A 24,990-nucleotide genomic window follows, 5' to 3' on the forward strand; every position below is an offset into this window, starting at 1 on the left:
GGCGCCCCTGCCGCACGCCCGGCAATGCGCTGCCGCCGGCTCCCGTGTGCATGTTAGAGTGCCGTGTGATCCGTGCGCGCCGTTGCCAGCGCGGCGCGGCGTTGCTTGTTGATCGCGGCCGCCAACAGGCCGCGGTGTCTTTGCTAAAATCCAAACCATGTCAAAGCCTTCCGATCGCATCAACCTTACCAACCAGTTCCTGATCGCCATGCCGAACATGGCCGATCCGACGTTCTCGGGAACGGTGGTCTACCTTTGCGATCACAGCGAGCGCGGCGCGCTCGGCCTCGTCATCAATCGTCCGACCGACATCGACCTCGAATCCCTGTTCAACCGCATCGACCTGAAGCTCGAGATCGAGCCGCTCCTGCACATCCCCGTGTACTTCGGCGGCCCGGTGCAGACGGAGCGCGGCTTCGTGCTGCACGAGCCGGTCGAGGGCGCGAGCTACAACTCGTCGATGTCCGTCGAGGGCGGGCTGGAGATGACGACGTCGAAGGACGTGCTCGAGGCGGTTGCGACGGGCACGGGCCCGAAGCGCTTCCTGCTGACGCTCGGCCACGCGGGCTGGGGCGCGGGGCAGCTCGAGGAGGAAATCTCCCGCAACGGCTGGCTGACCGTTGCCGCCGATCCGCGGATCGTGTTCGACACGCCGGCCGAGGAGCGCTTCGAGGCCGCGCTCGGCCTGCTCGGCGTCAGCTCGTCGATGCTGTCCGGCGAAGCAGGGCACGCATGAACGGCACGAGCGCGCGTGACGCGACGCTCATGGCGTTCGACTACGGCGAGAAACGCATCGGCGTCGCGATCGGCAATGCGCTGACGCGCTCGGCCCGCGCGCTCGTCGTGATTCCCAACCTGAACCGCGAACACCGCTTCAAGGCGGTCGGCGAACTGCTGGCCGAATGGCGGCCGGACGCGCTCGTCGTCGGCCTGCCGATGCATCCGGACGGCACGCCGCACGACATGACGCAGCAGGCGAAGCGTTTCGGCAACCAGCTGAACGGCCGCTTCGGCCTGCCGGTGACCTGGGTCGACGAGCGTTATTCGTCGGTCGAGGCCGAGGCCGCGCTGCGCGCGCGGGACGTCCGCGGCCGCGCACGGGCCGGGATGCTCGATGCCGAGGCCGCGCGCGTCATCCTTCAACAGTATCTCGACCAATTGTCCGACCATGAGCACCATTGACGCCGAGGCGCTATACCGCGTCCTGCTGGACCAGATCCGCGACGCGTACGGCGCGGCCTTCGCCGACGCGGGCGGCCCCCGGCTCGCCGGCATCCACAGCGGCGGCGCATGGCTGGCCGAGCGGCTCGCGCGCGATCTCGGCGCGCCCGGCTTCGGCGTGGTGAACGTCGCGCTGCACCGCGACGACTACGCGAAGAAGGGACTGCACAGCCAGGCGAGCCCGACGTCGCTGCCGTTCGACGTCGACGGCGCGCGCATCGTGCTCGTCGACGATGTGCTGTACACGGGGCGCACCGTCCGCGCGGCGCTCAACGAACTGTTCGACTACGGCCGTCCGGCCGCGGTCGAGCTGGCGGTGCTGGCGGACCGCGGCGGCCGCGAGCTGCCGGTCGCCGCACGGTTCGCCGGCGGCGCGCTCGACGTGCCGGCCGACGCGACCCTCGTGCTCGCGCGCGACGACGCGGCGCAGTTCACGCTGCGCGTCGAGGCGCACGGCGGCTGAGCGCCCCGAACCAGGATCCCGGGCCGCCGGTTCGCGCCGCGGCCCGTTTGCATACGTTGGACTCACGCACATCATGACCACCGACACGACTGGCCGCACCGGCAATCCCGCTGCGGCCGCGAGCCCCGAGCGATTCCGCTACGGCTTCCTGAAGGGCAACCCGCAGCTCACGAAAAACGGCGAGCTGAAGCACCTGCTGTCGATCGAAGGGCTGCCGCGCTCGATCGTCACGCACATCCTCGACACCGCCGAGCAGTTCGTCAGCGTGACGGACCGCGAAGTGAAGAAGGTGCCGCTGTTGCGCGGCAAGTCCGTGTTCAATCTGTTCTTCGAGAACTCGACGCGCACCCGCACGACCTTCGAGATCGCCGCGACGCGCCTGTCGGCCGACGTGCTGAACCTGAACATCAACGCGTCGTCGACGAGCAAGGGCGAGTCGCTGCTCGACACGATCAACAACCTGTCGGCGATGCATGCGGACCTGTTCGTCGTGCGTCATGCGTCGAGCGGCGCGCCGTACCTGATCGCCGAGCACTGCGCGCCGCACGTGCACGTGATCAACGCCGGCGACGGCCGTCACGCGCACCCGACGCAGGGCCTGCTCGACATGTACACGATCCGCCACTACAAGCGCGACTTCACGAAGCTGCGCGTGGCGATCGTCGGCGACATCCTGCACTCGCGCGTCGCGCGCTCGGACATCCATGCGCTGACCACGCTCGGCGTGCCGGAAGTGCGCGCGATCGGCCCGCGCACGCTGCTGCCGGGCGGGCTCGAGCAGATGGGCGTGCGCGTGTTCCACAACCTCGACGAAGGGCTCAAGGACGTCGACGTGATCATCATGCTGCGCCTGCAGAACGAGCGGATGAGCGGCGCGCTGCTGCCGTCCGCGCAGGAGTACTTCAAGACCTGGGGCCTGACGCCCGAGCGCCTCGCGCTCGCCGCGCCGGACGCGATCGTGATGCACCCGGGCCCGATGAACCGCGGCGTCGAGATCGACTCGCAGGTCGCGGACGGCCCGCAATCGGTGATCCTCAACCAGGTCACGTTCGGCATCGCCGTGCGGATGGCGGTGATGGGCATCGTCGCCGGCAACAACGACTGAGCCCGCGCGCCGCGCCTCCCTTACACGCATTCAACGCATTCACAGACAGCGCATGAAGATTCATATCAAAGGCGGCACGCTGATCGACCCGGTCGCCGGCACCGAACGGCAGGCCGACGTTTTTGTCGCGGCAGGCAGGATCGCCGCGATCGGCGCCGCGCCGGCCGAATTCAACGCCGCGAAGACGATCGACGCAACGGGCATGATCGTCGCGCCCGGCCTCGTCGACCTGTGCGCGCGGCTGCGCGAGCCCGGCTACGAGCACAAGGCGACGCTCCAGTCGGAGATGGCCGCGGCCGTCGCGGGCGGCGTGACGAGCCTCGTGTGCCCGCCGGACACCGACCCCGTGCTCGACGAGCCGGGCCTCGTCGAGATGCTGAAGTTCCGCGCGAGCAACCTGCGTCAGGCGAACGTCTATCCGCTCGGCGCGCTGACGGTCGGCCTCAAGGGCGAAGTGATCACCGAGATGGTCGCGCTGACCGAATCGGGCTGCGTCGGCTTCACGCACGCGAACGTGCCGGTGCGCGACACGCAGGTGCTGCTGCGCGCGCTGCAGTACGCGAGCACGTACGGCTTCACCACGTGGCTGCGTCCGCTCGACGCATTCATCGGCAGGGGCGGTGTCGCGGCAAGCGGCCCGCTCGCGTCGCGGCTCGGGCTGTCCGGCGTGCCGGTTGCGGCCGAGACGATCGCGCTGCATACGATCTTCGAACTGATGCGCGTGACGGGCGCGCGCGTGCACCTCGCCCGGCTGTCGTCGGCGGCCGGTCTCGCGCTCGTGCGCGAGGCGAAGGCCGAAGGGCTGCCCGTGACCTGCGACGTCAGCGCGAACCACCTGCACCTGATCGACGTCGACATCGGCTACTTCGATTCGCAGTTCCGCCTCGATCCGCCGCTGCGCAGCGAACGCGACCGCGAAGCGATCCGCGCGGCGCTTGCCGACGGCACGATCGACGCGATCTGTTCCGACCATACGCCCGTCGACGACGATGAGAAGCTGCTGCCGTTCGCCGAGGCGACGCCCGGCGCGACCGGCCTCGAGCTGCTGCTGTCGCTGACGGTGAAGTGGGCCGACGAGACGGGCACGCCGCTCGCGCAGGCGCTCAAGCGCATCACGTCCGCGCCCGCCGACGTGCTGAAGCTGCCGGCCGGTCGCGTGATCGAAGGCGGCGCGGCCGACCTGTGCGTGTTCGATCCGCGCGCGCACTGGCGCGTCGAGCCGCGCGGGCTGAAGAGCCAGGGCCACAACTCGCCGTTCCTCGGCTACGAACTGCCGGCCCGCGTGCGCGCGACGCTCGTCGCCGGGCAGGTCGCGTTCGAGAACTGAATCGCCGGATCCGCGCCATGACAGCCCTTCGCAAGTTGCGCCTCGTCTTTCACCTGCTGCGCGGCATGGCGATCGTCGCGCTGCGCTTTCCGCGCCTCGCGCCCGCGCAACGCGTCGAGATGACCCGGCGCTGGTCGGTCAAGCTGCTGCGGATCTGCGGGATGCGTCTCGTGGTCCACAACGACGGCGCGCGTCTCGATTCGAGCGCGCTCGTCGTCGGCAACCACGTGTCGTGGCTCGACATCTACGCGATCAACGCGTGGCGGCCGACGCCGTTCGTGTCGAAGGCGGAGGTGCGCCAGTGGCCGGTCGTCGGCTGGCTCGCGGCGCAGCTCGACACCGTGTTCCTGCAGCGCGAAAAGCGCACCGAGGCGATGCGGATCATGCACGAGATGGCCGATCGCCTGCGCAACGGCGGGTTGATGTGCGTGTTCCCGGAAGGGACGACCTCCGACGGGCAGGGGCTGCTGCCGTTCCATGCGAACCTGTTCCAGTCCGCGGTGTCCGCCGGCTGCGCGGTGCAGCCGGTCTGCCTGATGTACGAGGATGCGCAGGGGCGCCAGTCGGTCGCGCCGGCATATATCGGCGAGCTGTCGCTCGGCAAGTCGCTCGACATGGTGCTGAGCGGCGGCCCGCTCGTCGCGCACCTGTACGTGTGCGATCCGATCGAGCCGGGCGGCGACCGGCGCGCGACGTCCGCCGCGGCCCGCGAGTCGATCGCGGCGGCGCTCGAAACGATGCAGGCCGGCGTCGGCCGGCCCACGGCCGATGTGCTCGAGCAACTGGCCCGGGATGCCTACCCGGCGACCGAAGTCGGCGCCGGCGCGGCCAACGAGGGCGCGGCCGACGAGCCGGTGCCCGGCCGCGAAGGCTAGGGCCGGCGCAGGCTCGTTGTCCGCGTGAACGGGCGCCAGCGCGCCCGTGCGCTCACTCTCCTCACTCTCCCGGCGTGCGGCACGCTTCGCATTGCACCTGCGTGACCGTGCGCTCGGCCGGATCGGCCGTCAGGCGCACGGCCGACAGCTGATTTCCCCATACGCACCCCGAATCGAGCGCGATGACGTTGTCGCGCAGCATCAGGCCGAGCGCGGCCCAGTGTCCGAACACGACTGTCACGTCTTCGGTGCGGCGGCCGGGCACGTCGAACCACGGCAGGTAGCCGGGCGGCGCGCTGGCGGGGCCGCCGCTCGCGCGGAACTCCATCGCGCCGTCCGGCGTGCAGAAGCGGATGCGCGTGAACGCGTTGAAGGCGACGCGCATCCGGTCGCGTTTTTTCAGGTTCGGATGCCATTGGTTCGGTTCGTTGCCGTACAGGTGCGAGAGCGTGTCGCGCCAGTCCGGCGCGCGCAGCGCGCGCTGCAGTTCATCGGCGAGCTCCAGCGCGAGCGTGACGTCCCATTGCGGCAGGACGCCCGCGTGGACGAGCAGCATCCCGTGCTCGAAATGCGCGAACGGAAGATGGCGGACCCATTCCAGCAACGCTTCGGCGTCCGGCGCGTCGAGGATCTCGCCGATCGTGTCGCCGGGGCGCTCGGTGCGGATGCCCGCTGCGGCGGAGAGCAGGTGGAGGTCGTGGTTGCCGAGGACGACGGTGGCGCGAGGGCCGAGGTCGACGAGCGCGCGCAGGGCGGCGAGGGAGGCCGGGCCGCGGTTGACGACGTCGCCGGCAATCCAGAGCGGGGTGTCGGGCGGGGCAGCGAGCTTTTCCGTCAGCGAGAGGAAAGCGGAGTGACAGCCTTGGATGTCGCCGATGGCGATGGGGGCAAGGGGCATGAGGTCGGAGGAGCGCAAGTCTGGGTGGTTTGGTAGAGAAAATTCGACAAAATGGTCCGTTCGCGCAATCAACGAGCTATGCGAAATGATTGATTGGACAAGTGTTTTTGTGGTCGATGCGGGTTCGAACCGCTGTTTCAAGTTGTTAGCGGCATGGCTTTTGCGTCAGGGGGCTTCTTATAATTGTCGCTTTCCCCGCGAAAATTAACATCAGATGACTATGGCGGGCATGGCGACCGGTTAAAATGCCGGGCTTGAGGTGGCTCGGACGATGTCGCCACTTGCAATATCCGACGCGGCAAGGTCCGGAGCGATGCTTGTCGTGAATTTCTAGAGGGAGCCTCATGATCCTGGTTACGGGCGGCGCGGGTTTTATCGGTGCCAATTTTGTACTCGACTGGCTGCATCAATCCGATGAAGCCGTGCTCAACGTCGACAAGCTGACCTACGCTGGCAACCTTCGCACGCTTCAGTCGCTGGAAGGGAATCCGAAACACGTGTTTGCGCGCGTCGACATCTGCGATCGCGCCGCGCTCGATGCTTTGTTCGCCGAGCACAAGCCGCGCGCTGTCCTGCACTTCGCAGCCGAAAGCCACGTCGACCGCTCGATCCACGGGCCGGCAGAGTTCGTGCAGACCAACGTCGTCGGCACGTTCACGCTGCTCGAGGCAGCACGTACGTACTGGAATGGCCTGGACGAGGCCGACAAGGGCGCGTTCCGCTTCCTGCACGTGTCGACCGACGAAGTGTTCGGCTCGCTGTCCGCGACCGATCCGCAATTCTCCGAAACGACGCCGTACGCGCCGAACAGTCCGTATTCCGCAACGAAGGCGGGCTCCGACCATCTCGTGCGCGCCTATCATCACACGTATGGTCTGCCGACGCTGACGACGAACTGCTCGAACAACTACGGTCCGTACCAGTTCCCCGAAAAGCTGATTCCGCTGATGATTGCGAATGCGCTCGCGGGCAAGCCGCTGCCGGTCTACGGCGACGGCCAGAACGTGCGCGACTGGCTGTACGTCGGCGATCACTGCAGCGCGATTCGCGAAGTGCTCGCGCGCGGCGTGCCGGGCGAGACGTATAACGTCGGTGGCTGGAACGAGAAGAAGAATCTCGACGTCGTGCACACGCTGTGCGACCTGCTCGACAAGGCCCGCCCGAAGGCGGCAGGCTCATATCGCGACCAGATTACCTACGTGAAGGATCGTCCTGGCCACGACCGCCGCTATGCGATCGATGCGCGCAAGCTCGAGCGCGAGCTGGGCTGGAAGCCGGCCGAGACGTTCGAGACGGGGCTCGCGAAGACCGTCGACTGGTATCTCGACAATCAGGTGTGGGTCGACGAAGTGGCGTCGGGCGAATACCGCAATTGGGTATCGCGCCAGTATGGCTGACCAGGGCGAATTGACGCGTCCGGCGATTCTGCTTACCGGCGCGCGGGGACAGCTCGGCTTCGAGCTGCGCAGGGCATTGAGCCTGCTGGGTGACGTGACGGCACTCGATCGCGCCGCGTTCGACCTGACCGACCGCGCGAAGATTGAGCAGGTCATGCAGAACCTGCGGCCTCGAATCGTCGTGAACGCTGCCGGCTACACGGCTGTCGACCGCGCCGAATCGGAGCGCGAGCTCGCGCAAGCGATCAACGCCGAAGGGCCGGCGGTGCTGGCTCGCGAGGCGGCGCGACTGGGCAGCCTCGTGGTCCACTATTCAACGGATTACGTGTTCGACGGCGCGAAGGACGGCTGGTATCGGGAGTCCGACACGCCCAATCCGCTGTCGGCGTATGGGCAGTCAAAGCTCGACGGCGAGCGCGCGGTCGAGGCGAGCGGTGCCGCGCACGCGATCATCCGCACGAGCTGGGTATTCGGCCTGCACGGCGGCAACTTTCTGAAGACGATCGTCGGCGCTGCGCGGCGCCGCGATGCATTGTCGATCGTCGCCGACCAGTTCGGCGCACCCACGCCGGTGCACTTGATCGCGGACATTACCGCGGTGATGATCGCGCGCTACCTCGCGGCGCCGGAGCAGTTCCCGTCGGGTGTCTATCACGCGGCGGCGGCCGGCGAGACGACCTGGTTCGCATATGCCGACTATGCGCTCCGTTTGCTGCGGGCGAAAGGCGTTGAACTGCGCGTCGCTGAAGACGCGGTTCGTCCGATTCCCGCGAGCGCGTATCCGGGGGCCGCGCCCCGACCTGCGAATTCGCGGCTGGATACGGCAAAACTGCGCGAAACGTTCGCCATCGCGCTGCCAACCTGGGAGCACGGTGTGGACTACGTCCTAGATCAGCTGGTCGAAGCGGCGCAGCTCATGATGTAACGCGGGTGTATGACCAACTCTCCGAGAGTCACATGAAACGTAAAGGAATTATTCTGGCCGGGGGATCGGGGACGCGCCTGTATCCGATCACGCGTTCGGTATCGAAGCAGCTGCTGCCAGTCTACGACAAACCGATGATCTACTACCCGCTGAGCACGCTGATGCTGGCGGGGATTCGCGACATCCTGATCATCTCGACGCCGCAGGACACGCCGCGCTTTTCGGACATGCTGGGTGACGGCAACCGCTGGGGGCTCAACATCGAGTATGCGGTGCAGCCGTCGCCGGACGGTCTCGCTCAGGCGTTCATCATCGGCCGCGACTTCGTCGGCAACGATCCGTCCGCGTTGATCCTCGGCGACAACATTTTCCACGGTCACGATCTGCACGCGCTGATGGCGCGCGCCACGGCCGTCGAAAACGGCGCGACCGTGTTCGCGTATCACGTGCACGATCCGGAGCGCTATGGCGTGGTCGAATTCGATGCGAATTTCCGCGCCATGTCGCTCGAGGAGAAGCCGAAGGTGCCGCGCTCGAACTACGCGGTGACGGGCCTCTACTTCTACGACAACCAGGTTTGCGACATCGCGGCAGGCATCAAGCCGTCGGCGCGCGGCGAACTGGAAATCACCGACGTCAACCTGACCTACTTGCACGCGCAACAGCTCGACGTCGAGATCATGGGCCGCGGCTACGCGTGGCTCGATACCGGCACGCACGATTCGCTGCAGGAGGCGTCGACGTTCATCTCGACGCTGCAAAAGCGGCAGGGGCTGATGGTCGCGTGCCCGGAGGAGATCGCCTACCGCAACAAGTGGATCTCCGCCGACGACCTCGGGCGGTTCGCGAGCGAACTGTCGAAGAACGAGTACGGTCAGTACCTGAGCCGGCTGCTTAAGGAATCGGTAGCATGAATTTCACCATCGAAGCGACCACGCTGCCGGAAGTCTTCGTCCTGGAGCCCAAGTGCTTCGGCGATGCGCGCGGCTTTTTCTACGAGAGCTTTAACGCGAAGGCCTTCAGGGAAGGCACCGGGGTCGACCGCGAATTCGTTCAGGACAATCACTCTCGGTCCGCGAAGAACGTGCTGCGCGGGCTGCACTACCAAATCCAGAATCCGCAGGGCAAGCTGGTTCGCGTCGTCTCCGGCAGCGTGTTCGACGTCGCCGTCGACATCCGCCGCAGTTCGCCGAATTTCGGCCGCTGGGTCGGCGTCGAGCTGTCGGCCGAGAACCGCAAGCAGCTGTGGGTGCCCGAGGGCTTCGCGCACGGGTTCGTCGTGCTCTCCGAGTACGCGGAATTCCTGTACAAGACGACGGATTACTACGCGCCGCAATACGAGCGCTCGATCCTCTGGAACGATCCTGCGCTCAAGATCGACTGGCCGATGGACGGCGAGCCGATCCTCTCAACGAAAGACCAGCAGGCTCTCACTTTGGCAGACGCCGAAACATTCGAGTAAAGACTAGGAGAATTACAATGGCCATTCAATTGTTCGTGCCGCATTTTCGCGTCGACGAGTGCCTGGAAGCAATCCGCGAGTGCCTGGAGAAGGGCTGGACGGGACTCGGTTTCAAGACCAACCAGTTCGAAGATGCATGGAAGGCCTACACCGGGCTGCAGCATGCTCACTTCCTGAGCTCGAACACGGTCGGGCTGCATCTGGCTGTCGAACTGTTCAAGACGAAGTTCGGTTGGGCGGACGGCGACGAAGTCATCACGACGCCGCTGACGTTCGTGTCGTCGAACCACGCGATCCTGTACTCGAACCTGACGCCGGTCTTCGCCGACGTCGACGATTCGCTGTGCCTCGACCCGGCAAGCGTCGAGGCGCGCATCACCGACAAGACGCGCGCGATCATCTTCGTTGGCATCGGCGGCAACGTCGGTCAATACGCGCGCGTGCTGAAGCTGTGCCGCGAGCGCGGCATCAAGGTGATCCTCGACGCGGCGCACATGTCGGGCAGCCGCTATGAAGGCAAGCACGTCGGCCATGACGCCGACGTCACCGTGTTCAGCTTCCAGGCGGTGAAGAATCTGCCGACGGCCGACTCGGGCATGATCTGCTTCAAGGACGCAGAAGACGATGCACGCGTGCGCAAGATGAGCTGGCTCGGCATCAACAAGGACACGTACGCCCGGACTGCATCGCAGGGTGCGTACAAGTGGATGTACGACGTCGAGGAAGTTGGCTACAAGTACCACGGCAACTCGATCATGGCCGCAATCGGCCTCGTCCAGCTCAAGTATCTGGACAACGACAACGCATATCGCCGTCAGCTCGCCAACTGGTACGAAGAGCTGCTGTCCGGTCACGAGAAGATCCGCCTCGTCACGATCTCGGAAGGCTGCGAATCGTCGCGCCACCTGTTCCAGGTCCGCGTGAAGAACCGCGACGAGCTGATGCTCGCGCTGAACGAGCACGAGGTCTACCCGGGCGTGCACTACCGCGACAACACCGAGTACCGCATGTACGCAAGCGGCAAGGGCCAGTGCCCGAACGCGCACGCGGCGTCGAACGAGATCCTGTCGCTGCCGATGCACATGCGCGTGTCGCGCAAGGACGTCGAGCTGATCGCCGAACTCATCATTCGCTACGCAGCATGAAGCACGCGCACGAACCGTACACACACGGACGCATCCGGCTGAGTCTGCTTGCGGAGGCCGATCTGCCGGCAACGCTGGAATGGCGCAACCGGGACGGTGCGCGCAAGCAGTTCAAGAACTCTGACCTGCTTGCATACGAACAGCATCATGGATGGTTCGTGCGCTACACCGAAAAGCCGGACGATCTCGTATTCATCGCCAAGCTTGCCGCCACCGGGGAGCGGGTGGGGCAGGTCGCGATCTATGCAATCGACCGCGACGCGCGGACGGCCGAGGTCGGCCGTTTCGTTGCGGCGCCCGAGTTCCTCGGGCAGGGGCTGATGAAGGAGGCGATCGACGTGCTGATGCGATTCTCGGCGCGTGAATTGTCGCTGACGTCCGTCTATCTCGAAGTGCTCGAATCCAATGAGCGGGCGCGGCAGTTGTACCGGAAGCTCGGCTTCGAAGAGTGCAGCCGCGCCGATGGTTTGGTTCGAATGGATCGGAGAATCGATGATTACCTATAACAGTGCTAGTGCGAATTCATCGTTGAGAGAGTTCGTCAGCGCTGCCAAGTTGTGGCGTGTTTGGCTCCACATGGGGCTTCAGGACGTGAAGAGCCGGTTTCGCAGCTCGGCCCTCGGGCCGGGCTGGATTCTCGTCAACCTGGCGGCCGTGGTCGGCGCGGTCGGGTTGATCTACGGCCGTCTGTTTCACCAGCAGATGAACGAGTTCCTGCCGTTCCTCACGCTTGGTATCGTGATCTGGACGTTCATCACGTCGTCGCTGGTCGACGGCGGAATGGCGTTCGTCGCGGCGGAAGGCTACATCAAGCAGTTTCCGTTTCCGAAGCCGATCTACCTGTTCCGGGCGCTCGTGCCGCCGACGATCGTATTCGCGATCGGCTTGCTGGTTTTCTTCGCCGTGATGGCGTTCTATGAGCGCCACGTCGGCTGGGGCACGCTGTGGGCGATCCCCGGGTTCGTGCTGTTCATCATGATCAACTTTTTTCACCTGGTGATCGTCTCGCACGTTGGCGTGCGCTTCCGGGACCTGCCGCACCTGCTCGGCAGCTTGTTGCAGATCGCTTTCTACATGACGCCGGTGATTTTCACTGTCACGATGCTGAAGGACCGCGGGCTGTCGTTCGTCTATGCGTTCAATCCGCTTTATTACTTGATCGAGATCATGCGCTATCCGCTGCTCAACAGCGCATCGGCGCCGCTCGACGTCATCTACGTAGCGCTCTGCTATTGCGCGGTGGTCGGCATTCTCGCGATGATCGTGGTGAAAAAAATGTCTCGGCGGATCGTGTACGTGCTATGACGCAAAACCTCAATATCAGCCTGCGCGACGTCGGCGTCTCGTTCGACGTATCCGCGCGCACGGACAGTCTGAAGTCGACAGTGATCAACGCGCTGCGCCGCCGGCAGGCGCCGAGCATCACGCACGAGCGCCGTCACGTGCACGCGCTCAAGGGCATCAATCTCGAGATCACGCACGGCGAGCGCGTCGGCCTGATCGGCCTGAACGGCGCCGGCAAGAGCACGATCCTGAAAGTGATGGCCGGCATCTATCCGCCCACGACGGGCGTCACCGAGATCAACGGCCATGTGTCGGCGATGTTCGAACTGGCGACCGGCTTCGAGATGACGCAGACCGGCTGGGACAACATCCGCATTCGCGGTATGTTGCTTGGCCTCACGCCGGCGCAGGTCGAGGAACGCATCCAGCAGATCGGCGAGTTCTCCGAGTTGGGCGAATTCCTTGACTACCCGGTGAAGACCTATTCGGCGGGCATGTTCATCCGCCTCGCGTTCTCGGTCTCGACAGCGATCAACCCCGAGATCCTTCTGCTCGACGAGGTGATGGGGGCGGGCGACGTGCAGTTTGCGAACAAGGCGAAACGCCGGATGCACGAATTTATGGAGCAGGGGAAGATCCTCGTGTTCTCCAGCCACAGCCTCGAGATGCTGGAGCAGTTCTGCGAACGCGTGATCTGGCTGCGCAAGGGCGAAATCGTGATGGACGGCCCGGCGAAGCAGGTGCTCGAAGTGTATGAACGCACGGCGGGGCAATAAGGCGCGCTGGTAACGATGGAAAGTGTCGAACGGGATTCTGGTTGGGCGCGTTGAAGGAAGTGCAATGAAATTCGAGACGGTAGCCCGGGAAACACGATGGTTTGCCGAGTCAGCGTACGCGCAGCCTGACGTTTCCGTGCTGTTGTATGCGGGCGAACCCGATGTACTTCAGCTTGCCCGTTCCGTCGAATCGGTGCTGGCCCAATCGCTTGCGGCGCTCCAGCTCGTCGTCATCGATGATACCGGCAGCGCGCAGGTGGCGGAGTGGCTCGACGACGCGCAGAAGCGCGATGCACGTGTCGGCGTGCTGCGCCACCCAAAGACGCTCGGCCTTGCCGCCGTCGGCTGGCTCGAGGCGTTCACCCGCGCGCGCGCGCCGTGGGTCGTGATCGCGAAGACCTGCGACCAGTTCTACGCCGATGCGCTCGACAGCTTGCTCGCCTGCGCGCGCACGGATGCCGCGTCGGTTCATTTTGGCTACGTCGAGACGGCGGAGCACGTCGATGAGGACCGCGCCACCGCTGCGGCGTCGGAGATGGGTGTCTCGATGGCCGAGCTGCGTACGCGGAATTTCGTCGGCCGGCATGCGGTGCTGATTCCGCGCCACGCGATCGAGGCGATCGGATTCGTCGATCCGCACGTCCTGCTCGTCCATGCCGCCGAATGGGATTTCTGGCGCAGGCTGTCCGAGCACTTCGAACTGAAGGCGGCCGGTGTCGCGGTTGGTGTGACCGCGCGCGTTTCGGCTGTGTTCGGAGACGACGGGTGGGCGCTCGAGGAGTGGATGCGCACGCGCCGCAATGACCGTCTCCGACCGAGCAGCATCGGCGGCTACGAGATGACTGCGCCGAATTCGGCGCACAACCGCGCGACGCGCGAAGCCTGCGCGGACCTCGCGCGACGCATGGTCGGCGAGCATCTTGACGCCGGCGCCGATGTGGCCGAAGGCGCGGACGGCTGCATTCTGATCGTGACCACGCAGTACGACGCGTCGACCACCCTGTATTTCGACATGCTGCCAGAGCCGTGGCGGCATCGCGTGCGCGTCGTGGTCCACGGTCCGAATGCCGATTTCGAGGTGCTTGCGCGTGCGACCGTGCTGATCGTGTCGCGTGCGATCCGCGTCTATCGCGCGTGGCTCGACGCCGCATACGATCTGGGCGTGCCGACCTACTACTTCCTTGACGACAACATGCCGGTGCTCGTCGCGGCCGGAGACACGCGCGTGGCGGGCGAGGACTTCACGCTCGACGCGTTGCGTCAGGATCTGCGGCAGTTCGACGGCGTGCTGTTGAGCAGCGTGCCGCTGGTCGACTACTTCCGTGAGCACGATCTGCATCCGCGCCCGTTGCATTTCCCGGTCGTCTGCGCCGAGCTCGAGCCGACGCGCGCGCAGCTGACTGCCGGTCGTCGCGGGGCCGACTCCGACGAACTGGTGTTCGCGTTCATGGGCGGCCTGCACCGCTCGAGCACCGTGTGGGATGTGATTGTGCCCTCGCTCGTCCGGATCGCCGAGGAAGGGCAGCGTATTCATTTCGTCGCGCCTCGCACGGGGAGCGATACCGGGATGCTGGAAACGCTGCCGCCGACAATGCGCGTGACGCTGCTGCCGTGGGACCACGGCTACGCATTCGCGCTGCGGCGGTTCGCTGCGTTGTCACCCGATTACATGCTGCTCGCGCCGAGCAAGACGCGCAACAACACGTACAAGACCCTGCATCCGCTGCTGACCGCGACGCTGGTCGACGCGGTGGCCGTGCTGCCGCGCACCGATCCGTACCTGGATCTCGACGACGGATCGATTGCGCTGATGGTCGACGAGCCTTTCGAGCGCGACGGGTGGTACGCGGTGCTGCGCCGGATCGTCGACGCACACGTCGATGCGGCGGCAATCAAGCGAAACAACGACGCATTCTGCCGACGCGAATTCTCGGGCGATATCAATGCGGCCGCGTTACGCGATATCGCAGCGGCCGCGCATGGCGTTCCGGCATGGCCGCTTCAGTATCGCCGCCTGAACATGCTGTTGCACAGCGCGGCGATCGTCGACGGTCAGGGGCAGGTCCATGCCGATCGCGACGGCGCGTGGGCGCGGAGCGTCGAGGAGCTTCATACGCTGCGCCACATGCGCCGCCATTCGTGGCGGCATCGGGTGCTGGCACGCCCGTCAGATGTGTGGGATGAGTGCAGCCCCGCGTTCTGGGCGCTCAAGCGCGACACCGTGAAGTACGGCTGGCGCTGCCGTGGCAGCTCGCTCGAATTCAGCGACGGGCTGCACGTGCTGCCGCACCGCGACTACGACGTCGCGCTACCTGCCGGTCCGATCGGCGGCTTCGCGTTTGCGTTCGTGGTCGACGGGCCGCGTTCCGGCACGGCGACGGTTGAGCTCATTTCCCCGGCCGGCCAGCGCGTCGCGCGAGCGGAGCGCGATCTCGCGCGTGCGGACCTGGGCCAGCCGCTGCGTTTCACGTTCGATCCAGTCGAGATCGCGGAGGCGGGGCTCTGGCGCATTCGCGTGCGCTGCCGCGCGTCATCGCCGGTGTATGTCTTCGAGTTCGTCAATCGCCGCGGGCTGGGCATGTTCTACGGGCCGCCGAGCCCATTTATGGAAATCCTCGCGCCCGATCCTGCGCGCAGGCAGGTCCGTCGCCTCCCCGGCGAGGACGCTGCCGCGGCGGACGGCCCGGCGCGTATCGACGTCAAGTTCGTCGTCGACGGCAACATTCCGACCAACCAGATTATTCACCGCTTGATGACCGAGGCGCTTGGCGCGGACGGTCACGTCACGCGGCTGCTGCTGTCGCAGTTCTCGCCGGAGACGCTCGAGGAAGGCGGGCTCGTGATCATGAGCCGGACCGCGAGCCCTGCGGCGCTGCCGATGCTTGAATGGATGCGCGTGCACGACGTGCCTTACGTGTGCTACCTCGACGACAACTTCTGGGAACTGACGGGTGATACGCCGCTCGCGCACTTCTACCAGAGCGCGCCCGTGCGGATCACGCTCGACCGTGCGATGCAGGGCGCACGCCACATTCTCGTCAATGCGCCGCGACTCGGCGAATACATCAAGGCGCGCTACCCTTCCGCGCGGATCACGCATCTGAACGCGCCCTTCGACTTTGCGCTGATCGACGGTCTACCCGCACCGGTCAAGCCGGACGGGGAGGTGCGTGTCGGCTTCGCGGGCAGCATCTCGCGCGCCGAGGATTTCGTCGAGATCCTGCCGGCTCTCAAGCGCTTGCGCGATACGTTTTCGAATGTGACGCTGGTGTTCTTCGGGTATTGTCCGCCCGAGTTGATCGGCGAGAGCCGCGTCACATTCGTTCCGCACGTCTCGTCGTATTCGGAATTCATCAGGCTGAAGGCGTCGTACGGGCTCGATATCGGGCTCGCGCCAATGGCGGGTCTCACGTCGAACCTGTACAAGACCAACAACAAGTACCGGGAGTACGGTGCGATGCGAATCGCCGGCATCTACACGAATGTCTCGCCGTACAAGGAGAGCGTGACCGACGGCGTGACGGGGCTCCTCGTCGAGCACAATCCGGATGCGTGGTATCGCGCGCTTGAGACGCTGGTGAATGACGCCGCGCTGCGCGAGCGGATCGCGGACGCGGCCTGTGCGGACATCCGGCGGAACTACGCTCAGAACGTGGTCGCTGCGCAATGGCGCGAGTTCCTGCTTGCCGCTGCCGCCGAAGCGCAGGCCGCCGGCCGCGCGGGCGCCGCACAGACTGGCCGTGCGGGCGTTGCCTACATCCGTGCGCAGCGTTGGCTCGGCCACACGAGGATTCGCGCGCTGGTGCTGCGGGCGCGCGCCCGGACGAAAGTCGCGCGTGCGGCGAAGCGCTTCTCGCGGAAGCGCGGCCGATGATCGCGAATTCCGCCAACGAACCGGCGCGCCACGCCGTCGGCGAAGACCGGGTCGCGGCCGTCATCGTCACGTACAACCCGGATCTGCCGACACTTGGCGCAATACTCGCCGCGCTCGGCACGCAGGTCGACCGGATCGTGATGGTCGACAACGGCTCGCGGCCAGATGTCGCGGGCCCGCTCGCCGCGCTCGCGGCGCAGTACGATTGCGTGCTCGATGCGCTTGGTGAGAATGCCGGCATCGCGACCGCGCAGAATCGCGGCATCGAGCGGGTCCGCCGTCTCTACGAAGGCGTGCAGCCCGAGCGGCAGTACGTGCTGCTGCTCGATCACGATAGCGTTCCCGCTGGCGACATGGTCGCGCGCCTCGTTGCGTCGGACCGCCAGCTACGCGCGAGCGGCCGGCGCGTTGGCGCGGTCGGCCCGGTCACGATCGACCGCCGCACGGGTACGCACGCGCGCTTTATCGTCGCGGGCCGCTTCTGGCTGAATCGGGTGCCGGTTGTCGGGACACAGCATGCCGTCCGGCGTGTCGATTTACTGATCGCGTCCGGCACGCTTGTGCGTGTCGACGTGTTCGATACAGTCGGCACGATGGACGAACGCCTGTTTATCGACCATGTCGACACCGAGTGGTGCCTGCGCGCCTCGCATTGCGGCTACGGGCTGTTCGCGGTGCGCGATGCATTGCTCGATCATTCGCTCGGCGACGAAGTGATTCCGATGTGGCTGGGCCGCCGGCGCGATGTGTTCGTGCATTCGCCGGTCCGCGACTACTACATGTGCCGCAATACGTTGCTCGTGTTGCGCAGCAATCCGATGCCAGTGGCGTGGCGCGTGTTTCTCTTCGTGCGCATGATCGGCTCGATCGCATTTTTCGGCCTGGGTGTCGCGCCGCGGAGTGTCCGCTTGCTGCGGATGTGGCAGGGGCTGCGTGACGGCCATGCAGGGCGGGGTGGTGCGAGGGTGTTCTGAGTGGCGCGGAGAGGCCATCCGTAGAGCGGTCTGCAGGCTTGTACGGATGGAAGCGACGTCAGTCTTTCGAAAGGTGACGTCATGGCGGTAAGATTGTTCGCCTGCGATTCGACGTCGCTAAACCGTCCGCCGGACGGGCGGGCCCGTCGTCAGTTGCAGCAACGTGGCAGATAAAGGAAAAGGTACGGAGCCGATCGGACAATCGTGCGACTCAGGCGGGCTCCGTGCTGGACCGCCGCAGTCACCCCGCGTAACGAACGGCCGGCCAGCGCGCCCTGACGGCGACGTATCCATGATTTCATGACTTCAAACAACTTGCCGCCAATCCAGGGCGCCAGCCTCTCCATTTCGATCGTCGTGTACCGGCCGGACAAAGCGTTGCTGGAGCGAACGATGTCGAGCCTCGCGCAGGCTTGCGCCTACGCGTGCGAGCGCGTGCCAGGTTTCGAGGCGGAACTGGTGCTGGTCGACAACGGCGGCCTCGGCGACGTGTCGGACGCCAAGCGCGCGCTGTCTGCAAACCGCGTCACTTGCTCGACGGTGTCGGGCCACGGCAATGTCGGCTACGGACGAGGCCACAATCTGGCGATCGAGCGAACGTCAAGCCGCTATCACCTGGTGTTGAATCCCGACATCGAACTTGCGCCGTCGGCGTTGTTCACCGCGCTGGCGTTCCTCGATGCGCATCCGCAGGCGGGCCTGTTGACGCCGGGCATCCGCGACGATGACGGCGGGCTGCAGTATCTGTGCCGCCGCTTCCCGACGCTGATCGACTTGCTCGTGCGCGGCTTTGCGCCCGTTGGCGTGCGCCGCCGCTTCGCGGCGCGGCTTGCGCGCTACGAGATGCGCGACGTAATCACCGAGTGCGCTCCGCTATGGGACCCGCCGATCGCCAGCGGCTGCTTCATGCTGTTCCGCACCGACGTGCTCAAGCGGCTCAATGGCTTCGATCCGCGCTACTTCCTGTATTTCGAGGACTATGACCTGAGCCTGCGCACGCACGACGTCGCGCGGATCGCATATGTGCCCGCCGTGCAGGTCGTTCATCACGGCGGCGGCGCGTCGCGCAAAGGCTGGGCGCACATCCGGATGTTCGCGGCATCCGCGGTCCGGTTTTTCAATCGCTTCGGCTGGAGGTTATGGTGAGTCGCATCGTCGTGAGCGGCGCCAACGGTTTCGTCGGGCGCGCATTGTGCAAGCTCGCGCACGAGCACGGCCATCACGTGACTGCGCTCGTGCGCCAGCCGAGTGACTGCGTACCGGGGGTTCGCGAATGGGTCCATGCGCCGGCCGATTTCGACGGCCTCGACGCGGCGTGGCCCGCGGACCTGCACGCGGACTGCGTCGTGCACGTCGCGGCGCGCGTGCACGTGATGCGCGACGACGCAGCCGATCCGCAGGCCGCGTTCGATGCGACCAACGTCGCCGGCACCCTGCGTCTCGCGCGTGCGGCGCGCGCGCATGGCGTGTCGCGTTTCGTCTTCGTGAGCAGCGTGAAAGCTGTCGCGGAACTGGACGACGGCGTGCCGCTGACCGAGGACGTGCCGCCGCGTCCGGGGGATCCGTACGGGCTGTCGAAGCTGAAGGCGGAGCGCGCGCTGGCCGAATTGCGCGCGGCGAATGGCCTCGATGTCGTGATCGTGCGTCCGCCGCTCGTCTACGGCCCCGGCGTGCGGGCCAACTTCCTGCAGATGATGAACGCGGTGTCGCGCCGGCTGCCGCTGCCGCTCGGTGCGATCGACGCGCGACGCAGCATCGTGTTTGTCGACAATCTGGCCGACGCGCTGTTGCGTTGCGCGATAGATCCACGTGCCGCGAACGGTTGCTTTCACGTCGCCGACGACGATACGCTTTCGGTCTGCGACATGCTGCGGGAGATTGGTCGGGCGCTCGGCAAGCGGGCCGTGCTCGTGCCGGTTCCGGTGGCGGTGCTGCGCGCAATCGGCGCGCTGACCGGGCGCGCGAACCAGATCGACCGGCTGACGCGGAGCTTGCAACTGGACACGTCCCGCCTGAAGGACGTGCTCGCCTGGCAACCGCCTTATACGACAGCGCAGGGCCTCGCGCGGACCGCCGCATGGTTCAACGCGCGCCACCACGAAGAATGATCCGATGCAGATCGTAATGCACTCCTGGAGCGGCGCGCTGGTCGTCGCGCTCGCGGCGGCGGTCGCCACCACGGCGATCCTGCGGATCTTGCTCGCGACCGGCCTCGCATGGCGCCTTGCGACCGACGTGCCGAACCAGCGTTCGCTCCATGTGCGTCCGACGCCGCGCGTCGGCGGCTGGGGCATTGCGCCGGTGTGCGTCGCGGCGTTTCTGTGGGTTGCGCCGCACCTGTGGGTGATCACGGGCGGCGTGCTTGGGCTCGCCGCCGTTTCTCAGGTCGACGACCGGCGGGGCTTGCCCGCGCGCGTGCGGTTCGCCGCGCATTTGTGTGCAGTGTGCGCGCTCCTCGTCGCGTATCCGGCCGCGCCATGGTGGGCGTTGATCTGCGTTGGCTTCCTGATGGTCTGGCTGATCAACCTGTACAACTTCATGGACGGCGCGGACGGCCTCGCCGGCGGCATGGCGATGTTCGGCTTCGGCGCATATGCGTACGGAGCGCTGGCCGGAGGCGGGCAGGCGTTGCCGGATCTGGCCCTTGCATCAGCGGCTGTCGCGGGAGCCGCATTCGGTTTCGTGCTGTTGAATTTCCATCCTGCACGCCTGTTTCTTGGCGATGCGGGGTCGATCTCGCTGGGTTTCCTTGCGGGAGCGCTTGGCTACTGGGGATGGCGGGGGGGGGCCTGGCCCGTCTGGTTTCCCGCGATGGTGTTCGCGCCCTTTATTGCTGATGCATCTGTAACACTTCTGCGACGTTTGTTACGGGGCGAGAAATTCTGGGAGGCGCACCGCGAGCATTACTATCAACGCATGGTGCGTTCCGGTATCGGACACGGGCGCACGGCCATGTACTGGTACGTGGTGATGCTCGCAGGCATAATGGTTGCCATTTGGGCACTGGGCCGTCCCACGCTACAGCAATGGAGTCTCGCCGCCGCCTGGTATGGCGTGCTGGCCTGCATCGGTGTTGCGATCGATCGTCGCTGGCGCCGTACACGGATTTCCGCTGACAATAATTCTTGAGGTCTCTCGCCGATGTTGCGCTCCAAAGCATCGTGGCTTTCACTGAGTGCTTTTCTGTTCGACGTGTTGGCTGTGGTTGCCGCCTGGATATTCGCCTATCTTGTCCGCTTCAACGGCAGCATCCCGCCCGATTTCCTGCGCGGCGCGCTCACGGCGCTCGCATGGGTGCTGCCCGTCTACGCGTTGATGTTCCACACGTTTGGCCTGTATCGTGGCCTTTGGGTGTTCGCGAGCCTGCCGGACCTGATGCGCATCTCGAAAGCGCTCGCGGGAGGCGGCGTGATAGTGATGATCGGCGCGGTCATGTTCCAGCCGCATCCGATCATTCCACGCTCAGTACTGCTGCTCTCCCCGCTGATGCTGTTCCTGGTCATGGGTGGCGCCCGTGCGCTGTATCGCGCGACCAAGGAGTTCTACCTGTACGGCGGCCTCGTCGGCCAAGGCAAGCCGGTGCTGGTGCTCGGCGCCGGCACGGCGGGCGCGAACCTCGCACGCGAACTGTCGCGCTCGGGCGAATGGCGCCTCGTCGGGTTGCTGGACGACGACGTCACGAAGCAGGGGCGCGAGATATACGGCTACAAGGTGCTCGGATCGTTCAACGATCTGAAACACTGGACCGATGCGATGAAAGTCGAGTATGCGATTATCGCGATCCCGTCCGCATCGGTCGAAACGCAGCGTCGCGTCGCGACGTTGTGCGTGCGCGCCGGCGTCAAGGCGATGGTGCTCCCGTCGCTGACCTCGCTGATGCCTGGCCAGGCGTTCCTGTCCCAGGTCCGCCAGATCGACCTCGAAGACCTCCTCGGCCGCGACGCCGTGACGATCGACACGCCGCACGTCGAGGCGCTCTTGCGCGGCCGCGTCGTGATGGTGACGGGCGCCGGCGGCTCGATCGGCTCGGAGCTGTGCCGGCAGATCCTGCGATTCGCGCCCGCGCAGCTCGTGGCATTCGACCTGTCCGAATACGCAATGTACCGGCTGACCGAGGAATTGCGCGAACGCTTCCCGGAGCAGCCGGTCGTGCCGATCATCGGCGATGCGAAGGATTCGCTGCTGCTCGACCAGGTGATGTCGCGCCACGCGCCGCACATCGTGTTCCATGCGGCCGCGTACAAGCACGTGCCGCTGATGGAAGAGCTCAACGCCTGGCAGGCGCTGCGCAACAACGTGCTCGGCACGTACCGCGTCGCGCGCGCGGCGATTCGCCATGACGTCCGCCATTTCGTGCTGATCTCGACGGACAAGGCCGTCAACCCGACCAACGTGATGGGGGCGAGCAAGCGCCTGGCGGAGATGGCGTGCCAGGCGCTGCAGCAGACGAGCGACCATACGCAGTTCGAGACCGTGCGTTTCGGCAACGTGCTCGGCAGCGCGGGCAGCGTAATCCCGAAGTTCCAGCAGCAGATCGCGAAGGGCGGGCCGGTGACGGTCACGCACCCGGAGATCACGCGCTTCTTCATGACGATTCCGGAAGCGTCGCAGCTCGTGCTGCAGGCGTCGAGCATGGGGCGGGGCGGCGAGATCTTCATCCTCGACATGGGCGAGCCCGTCAAGATCGTCGATCTCGCGCGCGACCTGATTCGCTTGTACGGGTTTTCCGAGGACCAGATCCGCATCGACTTCACCGGGTTGCGCCCGGGCGAGAAACTCTACGAGGAACTGCTCGCCGACGACGAGACGACGACCCGCACGCCGCATCCGAAATTGCGGATCGCGCGGGCCCGCGAGGTGCCGGACCACCTGCTCGACGAGCTGCTGCCGTGGCTGATGCAGCATCGCGTGCTCAGCGACGACGAGGTGCGGCGCGACCTGCGGCGCTGGGTGCCCGAGTATCAGTCGACCGTCGCGCCCGTGCTGCACAGCGTGCCGGTGCGTGCGGCGTCGAGCGGCTGAATCCCGGACCCCGCCGGCGGGCGGGGCGCGGCAACAAAAAAGCGCCTTGTCAGGCGCTTTTTTGTTGCAACCGGCAGGCCGCTCAATCGTTACGTCGCCGTACCTTCCGCACCACCATCCACCGCGGCGCCTTGAACCGCACGATGCTCACATACAGCCACACATAGGTCACCGCGAACAGCACGACGAACGTGAACAGGTGCACCGTATGCCGCCAGAACAGCGTCGCCGGAATCACCGCGACCAGGCACAGCAGCCACAGATACGGCGACGTCAGCGAATTGCGCCGCGTCAGGTCGTGCGCGGTCTTCGTGCCGACCGCCCAGCGCATCAGGCGCTTGTAGACGAGCATGTGCAGGTGCACGCCGTCCGGAATCCCCGGCGACATCCCGCGCACGAACTTCTTCCGGTAGATCGAGAAGCAGGTCTCGAAGATCGGATACATGAACAGCAGCACCGGGTACCACGCGGACACCTCGCGGTTGCGCATCACCAGCAGGATCGCGAGCTCGGCGAGCATGAAGCCGATGAAGTAAGCGCCGCCGTCGCCGAGAAAGATCAGCCCGGCCGGAAAGTTCCACACGAAGAAGCCGAGCACCGCGCCCATCATGATGAACGACGCCGACATCACGACCGGGTCGCCGACCTGGAACGCGACGTACGCGAGCGACGCGAACATCATGAAGCTGACCATCGACGCGAGCCCGTTGAAGCCGTCGATGATGTTGACCGCATTCGCGAGCGCCGCGACGGCCAGCACCGTCACGAACGCGGAAATCGCGACGTAGCCGAGCAGGAAGTCGAGCGGCGGCACGCTGATGCGCGTGACCGCGATGTGCAGCACCCCGAACGCGAGCGCGGCCGCGCCCATCGTGCACAGCAGCCGCGCGCGCGGCGACACGCGCTTGGTCAGGTCTTCGACGAGTCCGGACAGGAAGGCCGGCATCCCGCAGCCGACCAGCCCGAGGATGCTGCCGGCGATCGTCGGGTAGCGCTGCGTCAGCAGCAGCGCCGACGCGACGACCCCGGCGAGGATCCCGATGCCGCCGACGCGCGGCACGGGCCGCACATGGAATTTCTGCACGCCGGCCAGATCGCTGTCGATCGAGAACTTCTCGTGCAGATGGGCGTAGCGCACGATGAAGAGCGTGACGAGCAGGGAAACGATGAAACCGGACGCGAAGCTGAGCATGGGATTGCTCGGAAATGGGACAGCGGATTATACAAAACCGTGCGGGTTGTTTTCCTGCCAGCGCCAGTGGTCGACGCACATTTCATCGAGGCCGAACTTCGCACGCCAGCCGATGACGTCGGCGGCGGCCTGCGGGTTCGCATAGCATTCGGCGACGTCGCCCGGACGGCGCGCGACGAGCTCGTACGGAACCGGCCGGCCGGACGCCTTCTCGAACGCGCGCACGACTTCCAGCACGCTGTAGCCCTGGCCCGTGCCGAGGTTCACGACGAAGCTCGCGTCGCGCTTCACCAGCGCGTCGAGCGCGGCGATGTGTCCTTGCGCGAGATCGACGACGTGGATGTAGTCGCGCACGCCGGTGCCGTCCGGCGTCGGATAGTCGGAGCCGAACACGCGCAGCTTCGCCAGCTTGCCGACCGCGACCTGCGCGACATACGGCATCAGGTTGTTCGGGATGCCGGCCGGATCCTCGCCGATCAGGCCGCTCGCGTGCGCGCCGACCGGGTTGAAGTAGCGCAGCGTCGCGATCCGCCACGACGGGTCGGACAGTTCGAGATCACGCAGCATCTGTTCGGCGATCAGCTTCGACTGGCCGTACGGGTTGGTTGCCGACAGCGGGAACGATTCGTCGATCGGCGAGCGCTCCGGCACGCCGTAGACGGTGGCCGACGAGCTGAACACGAACTGCTTCACGTTGCGCTCGCGCATCACCTTGAGCACCGTCAGCAGGCCGCCGATGTTGTTGCGGTAGTACTCGAGCGGCTTCGCGACCGATTCGCCGACGGCCTTCAGCGCCGCGAAATGAATCGCGCCGGTGATCGGGTGCGCGTCGAACACCTTGCCGAGCGCCGCCTCGTCGCAGACGTCGACCTGATGGAACGCGGGCGTCTTGCCGGTGATCTGCGCGACGCGCCGCACGGCCTCGGCCTTGCTGTTGACGAGGTTGTCGACGATGACGACGTCGTAGCCGTGATCGAGCAATTCGACCGCGGTGTGCGAGCCGATGTAGCCCGCGCCGCCCGTCACGAGAATCGTTCCCTTCGTGGTCAT

23 protein-coding genes are annotated in these 24,990 nt (G+C 65.9%); 20 read left to right on the forward strand and 3 right to left on the reverse strand.

Translation table 11 applies throughout. The features are described 5' to 3' along the window. Positions 1–157: 157 nt before the first annotated feature. From ACFIMZ_RS04675 to ACFIMZ_RS04700, 6 genes are all read left to right on the forward strand, one after another. Positions 158–736: a YqgE/AlgH family protein gene (locus tag ACFIMZ_RS04675; protein WP_059611337.1), complete on the forward strand. Its 579-nt coding sequence runs from the start codon at positions 158–160 to the stop codon at positions 734–736. Further along, complete coding sequence (ruvX, locus tag ACFIMZ_RS04680) at positions 733–1,182, forward strand: Holliday junction resolvase RuvX (RefSeq protein WP_431821611.1); 450 nt, start codon at positions 733–735, stop codon at positions 1,180–1,182. Before ACFIMZ_RS04675 ends, ruvX begins: the two co-directional genes overlap by 4 nt. Beyond that, complete coding sequence (gene pyrR / locus ACFIMZ_RS04685) at positions 1,169–1,684, forward strand: bifunctional pyr operon transcriptional regulator/uracil phosphoribosyltransferase PyrR (RefSeq protein WP_431821612.1); 516 nt, start codon at positions 1,169–1,171, stop codon at positions 1,682–1,684. The genes ruvX and pyrR overlap by 14 nt, the downstream gene beginning before the upstream one ends. A gap of 73 nt (positions 1,685–1,757) precedes the next feature. Further along, a complete protein-coding gene (locus tag ACFIMZ_RS04690; protein WP_059483352.1) occupies positions 1,758–2,789 on the forward strand; it encodes an aspartate carbamoyltransferase catalytic subunit in 1,032 nt (343 codons plus the stop codon). Positions 2,790–2,841: 52 nt separating this feature from the next. Then, positions 2,842–4,116, forward strand: coding sequence for a dihydroorotase (locus ACFIMZ_RS04695; protein ID WP_431821613.1), 1,275 nt, complete (start codon positions 2,842–2,844; stop codon positions 4,114–4,116). A gap of 17 nt (positions 4,117–4,133) precedes the next feature. Continuing rightward, positions 4,134–4,991, forward strand: coding sequence for a lysophospholipid acyltransferase family protein (locus ACFIMZ_RS04700; RefSeq protein ID WP_431821614.1), 858 nt, complete (start codon positions 4,134–4,136; stop codon positions 4,989–4,991). A 61-nt stretch (positions 4,992–5,052) separates the two neighbouring features. Here ACFIMZ_RS04700 and ACFIMZ_RS04705 read toward each other — a convergent pair whose 3' ends face one another. Beyond that, positions 5,053–5,889 (reverse strand): symmetrical bis(5'-nucleosyl)-tetraphosphatase, encoded by an 837-nt coding sequence (locus ACFIMZ_RS04705; protein WP_431822424.1) that lies wholly within the window; start codon positions 5,887–5,889, stop codon positions 5,053–5,055. Between the two features lie 344 nt (positions 5,890–6,233). Between ACFIMZ_RS04705 and rfbB the strand changes: the two genes are divergently transcribed. The 14 genes from rfbB (at position 6,234) to ACFIMZ_RS04775 (ending at position 22,748) form a co-directional block, all read left to right on the forward strand. Continuing rightward, on the forward strand, positions 6,234–7,286 hold the full coding sequence (rfbB, locus tag ACFIMZ_RS04710) for a dTDP-glucose 4,6-dehydratase (RefSeq protein ID WP_431821615.1): 1,053 nt from the start codon (positions 6,234–6,236) through the stop codon (positions 7,284–7,286). Beyond that, entirely contained in the window at positions 7,279–8,211 is a 933-nt protein-coding gene (gene rfbD, locus ACFIMZ_RS04715) for a dTDP-4-dehydrorhamnose reductase (RefSeq protein WP_431821616.1), read from the forward strand. The genes rfbB and rfbD overlap by 8 nt, the downstream gene beginning before the upstream one ends. Before the next feature lie 32 nt (positions 8,212–8,243). Next, the gene (gene rfbA, locus ACFIMZ_RS04720) at positions 8,244–9,125 is read left to right on the forward strand and encodes a glucose-1-phosphate thymidylyltransferase RfbA (protein ID WP_431821617.1); all 882 of its coding nucleotides are present in this window, start codon (positions 8,244–8,246) and stop codon (positions 9,123–9,125) included. Continuing rightward, positions 9,122–9,673, forward strand: coding sequence for a dTDP-4-dehydrorhamnose 3,5-epimerase (gene rfbC / locus ACFIMZ_RS04725; protein ID WP_431821618.1), 552 nt, complete (start codon positions 9,122–9,124; stop codon positions 9,671–9,673). Before rfbA ends, rfbC begins: the two co-directional genes overlap by 4 nt. A 17-nt stretch (positions 9,674–9,690) precedes the next feature. Next, entirely contained in the window at positions 9,691–10,818 is a 1,128-nt protein-coding gene (locus ACFIMZ_RS04730) for a DegT/DnrJ/EryC1/StrS family aminotransferase (protein ID WP_431821619.1), read from the forward strand. Beyond that, complete coding sequence (locus ACFIMZ_RS04735) at positions 10,815–11,324, forward strand: GNAT family N-acetyltransferase (protein WP_431821620.1); 510 nt, start codon at positions 10,815–10,817, stop codon at positions 11,322–11,324. Before ACFIMZ_RS04730 ends, ACFIMZ_RS04735 begins: the two co-directional genes overlap by 4 nt. Next, a complete protein-coding gene (locus ACFIMZ_RS04740) occupies positions 11,311–12,123 on the forward strand; it encodes an ABC transporter permease (protein ID WP_431821621.1) in 813 nt (270 codons plus the stop codon). The genes ACFIMZ_RS04735 and ACFIMZ_RS04740 overlap by 14 nt, the downstream gene beginning before the upstream one ends. Next, positions 12,120–12,878 carry an ABC transporter ATP-binding protein gene (locus ACFIMZ_RS04745; RefSeq protein ID WP_431821622.1) on the forward strand — a complete coding sequence of 253 codons (759 nt, stop codon included), beginning with the start codon at positions 12,120–12,122 and terminating at the stop codon, positions 12,876–12,878. Before ACFIMZ_RS04740 ends, ACFIMZ_RS04745 begins: the two co-directional genes overlap by 4 nt. A gap of 64 nt (positions 12,879–12,942) precedes the next feature. Beyond that, positions 12,943–16,752 carry a glycosyltransferase gene (locus ACFIMZ_RS04750; protein WP_431821623.1) on the forward strand — a complete coding sequence of 1,270 codons (3,810 nt, stop codon included), beginning with the start codon at positions 12,943–12,945 and terminating at the stop codon, positions 16,750–16,752. Continuing rightward, positions 16,749–17,726 carry a rhamnosyltransferase gene (locus ACFIMZ_RS04755; protein ID WP_431821624.1) on the forward strand — a complete coding sequence of 326 codons (978 nt, stop codon included), beginning with the start codon at positions 16,749–16,751 and terminating at the stop codon, positions 17,724–17,726. Before ACFIMZ_RS04750 ends, ACFIMZ_RS04755 begins: the two co-directional genes overlap by 4 nt. A 300-nt stretch (positions 17,727–18,026) precedes the next feature. Continuing rightward, positions 18,027–18,872 (forward strand): glycosyltransferase family 2 protein, encoded by an 846-nt coding sequence (locus ACFIMZ_RS04760; RefSeq protein WP_431821625.1) that lies wholly within the window; start codon positions 18,027–18,029, stop codon positions 18,870–18,872. Continuing rightward, the gene (locus ACFIMZ_RS04765; protein WP_431821626.1) at positions 18,869–19,834 is read left to right on the forward strand and encodes an NAD-dependent epimerase/dehydratase family protein; all 966 of its coding nucleotides are present in this window, start codon (positions 18,869–18,871) and stop codon (positions 19,832–19,834) included. The genes ACFIMZ_RS04760 and ACFIMZ_RS04765 overlap by 4 nt, the downstream gene beginning before the upstream one ends. 4 nt (positions 19,835–19,838) lie before the next feature. Continuing rightward, positions 19,839–20,855: an MraY family glycosyltransferase gene (locus ACFIMZ_RS04770; protein WP_431821627.1), complete on the forward strand. Its 1,017-nt coding sequence runs from the start codon at positions 19,839–19,841 to the stop codon at positions 20,853–20,855. 12 nt (positions 20,856–20,867) lie between these two features. Further along, positions 20,868–22,748 carry a polysaccharide biosynthesis protein gene (locus ACFIMZ_RS04775; RefSeq protein ID WP_431821628.1) on the forward strand — a complete coding sequence of 627 codons (1,881 nt, stop codon included), beginning with the start codon at positions 20,868–20,870 and terminating at the stop codon, positions 22,746–22,748. 82 nt (positions 22,749–22,830) lie between these two features. On the opposite strand, the gene ACFIMZ_RS04780 is transcribed toward ACFIMZ_RS04775, so the two are convergent. Continuing rightward, positions 22,831–23,940: an MraY family glycosyltransferase gene (locus ACFIMZ_RS04780; RefSeq protein WP_431821629.1), complete on the reverse strand. Its 1,110-nt coding sequence runs from the start codon at positions 23,938–23,940 to the stop codon at positions 22,831–22,833. A 27-nt stretch (positions 23,941–23,967) separates the two neighbouring features. Beyond that, a complete protein-coding gene (galE, locus tag ACFIMZ_RS04785) occupies positions 23,968–24,990 on the reverse strand; it encodes a UDP-glucose 4-epimerase GalE (RefSeq protein WP_431821630.1) in 1,023 nt (340 codons plus the stop codon).

The sequence above is a fragment of the Burkholderia sp. F1 genome, assembly GCF_050813845.1.
In the GTDB taxonomy this organism is placed as follows: Bacteria; Pseudomonadota; Gammaproteobacteria; order Burkholderiales; family Burkholderiaceae; genus Burkholderia; species Burkholderia ubonensis.

Excerpts from the sequence above, each read along its gene's own strand:
- ACFIMZ_RS04730 (WP_431821619.1), top strand. The coding sequence starts at position 9,691 with ATGGCCATTCAATTGTTCGTGCCGCATTTTCGCGTCGACGAGTGCCTG.
- ACFIMZ_RS04705 (WP_431822424.1), bottom strand. The coding sequence starts at position 5,889 with ATGCCCCTTGCCCCCATCGCCATCGGCGACATCCAAGGCTGTCACTCC.
- ACFIMZ_RS04735 (WP_431821620.1), top strand. The coding sequence starts at position 10,815 with ATGAAGCACGCGCACGAACCGTACACACACGGACGCATCCGGCTGAGT.
- ACFIMZ_RS04770 (WP_431821627.1), top strand. The coding sequence starts at position 19,839 with ATGCAGATCGTAATGCACTCCTGGAGCGGCGCGCTGGTCGTCGCGCTC.
- ACFIMZ_RS04700 (WP_431821614.1), top strand. The coding sequence starts at position 4,134 with ATGACAGCCCTTCGCAAGTTGCGCCTCGTCTTTCACCTGCTGCGCGGC.
- ACFIMZ_RS04780 (WP_431821629.1), bottom strand. The coding sequence starts at position 23,940 with ATGCTCAGCTTCGCGTCCGGTTTCATCGTTTCCCTGCTCGTCACGCTC.
- pyrR (WP_431821612.1), top strand. The coding sequence starts at position 1,169 with ATGAGCACCATTGACGCCGAGGCGCTATACCGCGTCCTGCTGGACCAG.
- ACFIMZ_RS04740 (WP_431821621.1), top strand. The coding sequence starts at position 11,311 with ATGATTACCTATAACAGTGCTAGTGCGAATTCATCGTTGAGAGAGTTC.
- ACFIMZ_RS04745 (WP_431821622.1), top strand. The coding sequence starts at position 12,120 with ATGACGCAAAACCTCAATATCAGCCTGCGCGACGTCGGCGTCTCGTTC.
- ACFIMZ_RS04760 (WP_431821625.1), top strand. The coding sequence starts at position 18,027 with ATGACTTCAAACAACTTGCCGCCAATCCAGGGCGCCAGCCTCTCCATT.
- ACFIMZ_RS04695 (WP_431821613.1), top strand. The coding sequence starts at position 2,842 with ATGAAGATTCATATCAAAGGCGGCACGCTGATCGACCCGGTCGCCGGC.
- rfbA (WP_431821617.1), top strand. The coding sequence starts at position 8,244 with ATGAAACGTAAAGGAATTATTCTGGCCGGGGGATCGGGGACGCGCCTG.
- rfbB (WP_431821615.1), top strand. The coding sequence starts at position 6,234 with ATGATCCTGGTTACGGGCGGCGCGGGTTTTATCGGTGCCAATTTTGTA.
- galE (WP_431821630.1), bottom strand. The coding sequence starts at position 24,990 with ATGACCACGAAGGGAACGATTCTCGTGACGGGCGGCGCGGGCTACATC.
- ACFIMZ_RS04750 (WP_431821623.1), top strand. The coding sequence starts at position 12,943 with ATGAAATTCGAGACGGTAGCCCGGGAAACACGATGGTTTGCCGAGTCA.
- rfbD (WP_431821616.1), top strand. The coding sequence starts at position 7,279 with ATGGCTGACCAGGGCGAATTGACGCGTCCGGCGATTCTGCTTACCGGC.
- ACFIMZ_RS04775 (WP_431821628.1), top strand. The coding sequence starts at position 20,868 with ATGTTGCGCTCCAAAGCATCGTGGCTTTCACTGAGTGCTTTTCTGTTC.
- ACFIMZ_RS04675 (WP_059611337.1), top strand. The coding sequence starts at position 158 with ATGTCAAAGCCTTCCGATCGCATCAACCTTACCAACCAGTTCCTGATC.
- rfbC (WP_431821618.1), top strand. The coding sequence starts at position 9,122 with ATGAATTTCACCATCGAAGCGACCACGCTGCCGGAAGTCTTCGTCCTG.
- ACFIMZ_RS04690 (WP_059483352.1), top strand. The coding sequence starts at position 1,758 with ATGACCACCGACACGACTGGCCGCACCGGCAATCCCGCTGCGGCCGCG.
- ruvX (WP_431821611.1), top strand. The coding sequence starts at position 733 with ATGAACGGCACGAGCGCGCGTGACGCGACGCTCATGGCGTTCGACTAC.
- ACFIMZ_RS04755 (WP_431821624.1), top strand. The coding sequence starts at position 16,749 with ATGATCGCGAATTCCGCCAACGAACCGGCGCGCCACGCCGTCGGCGAA.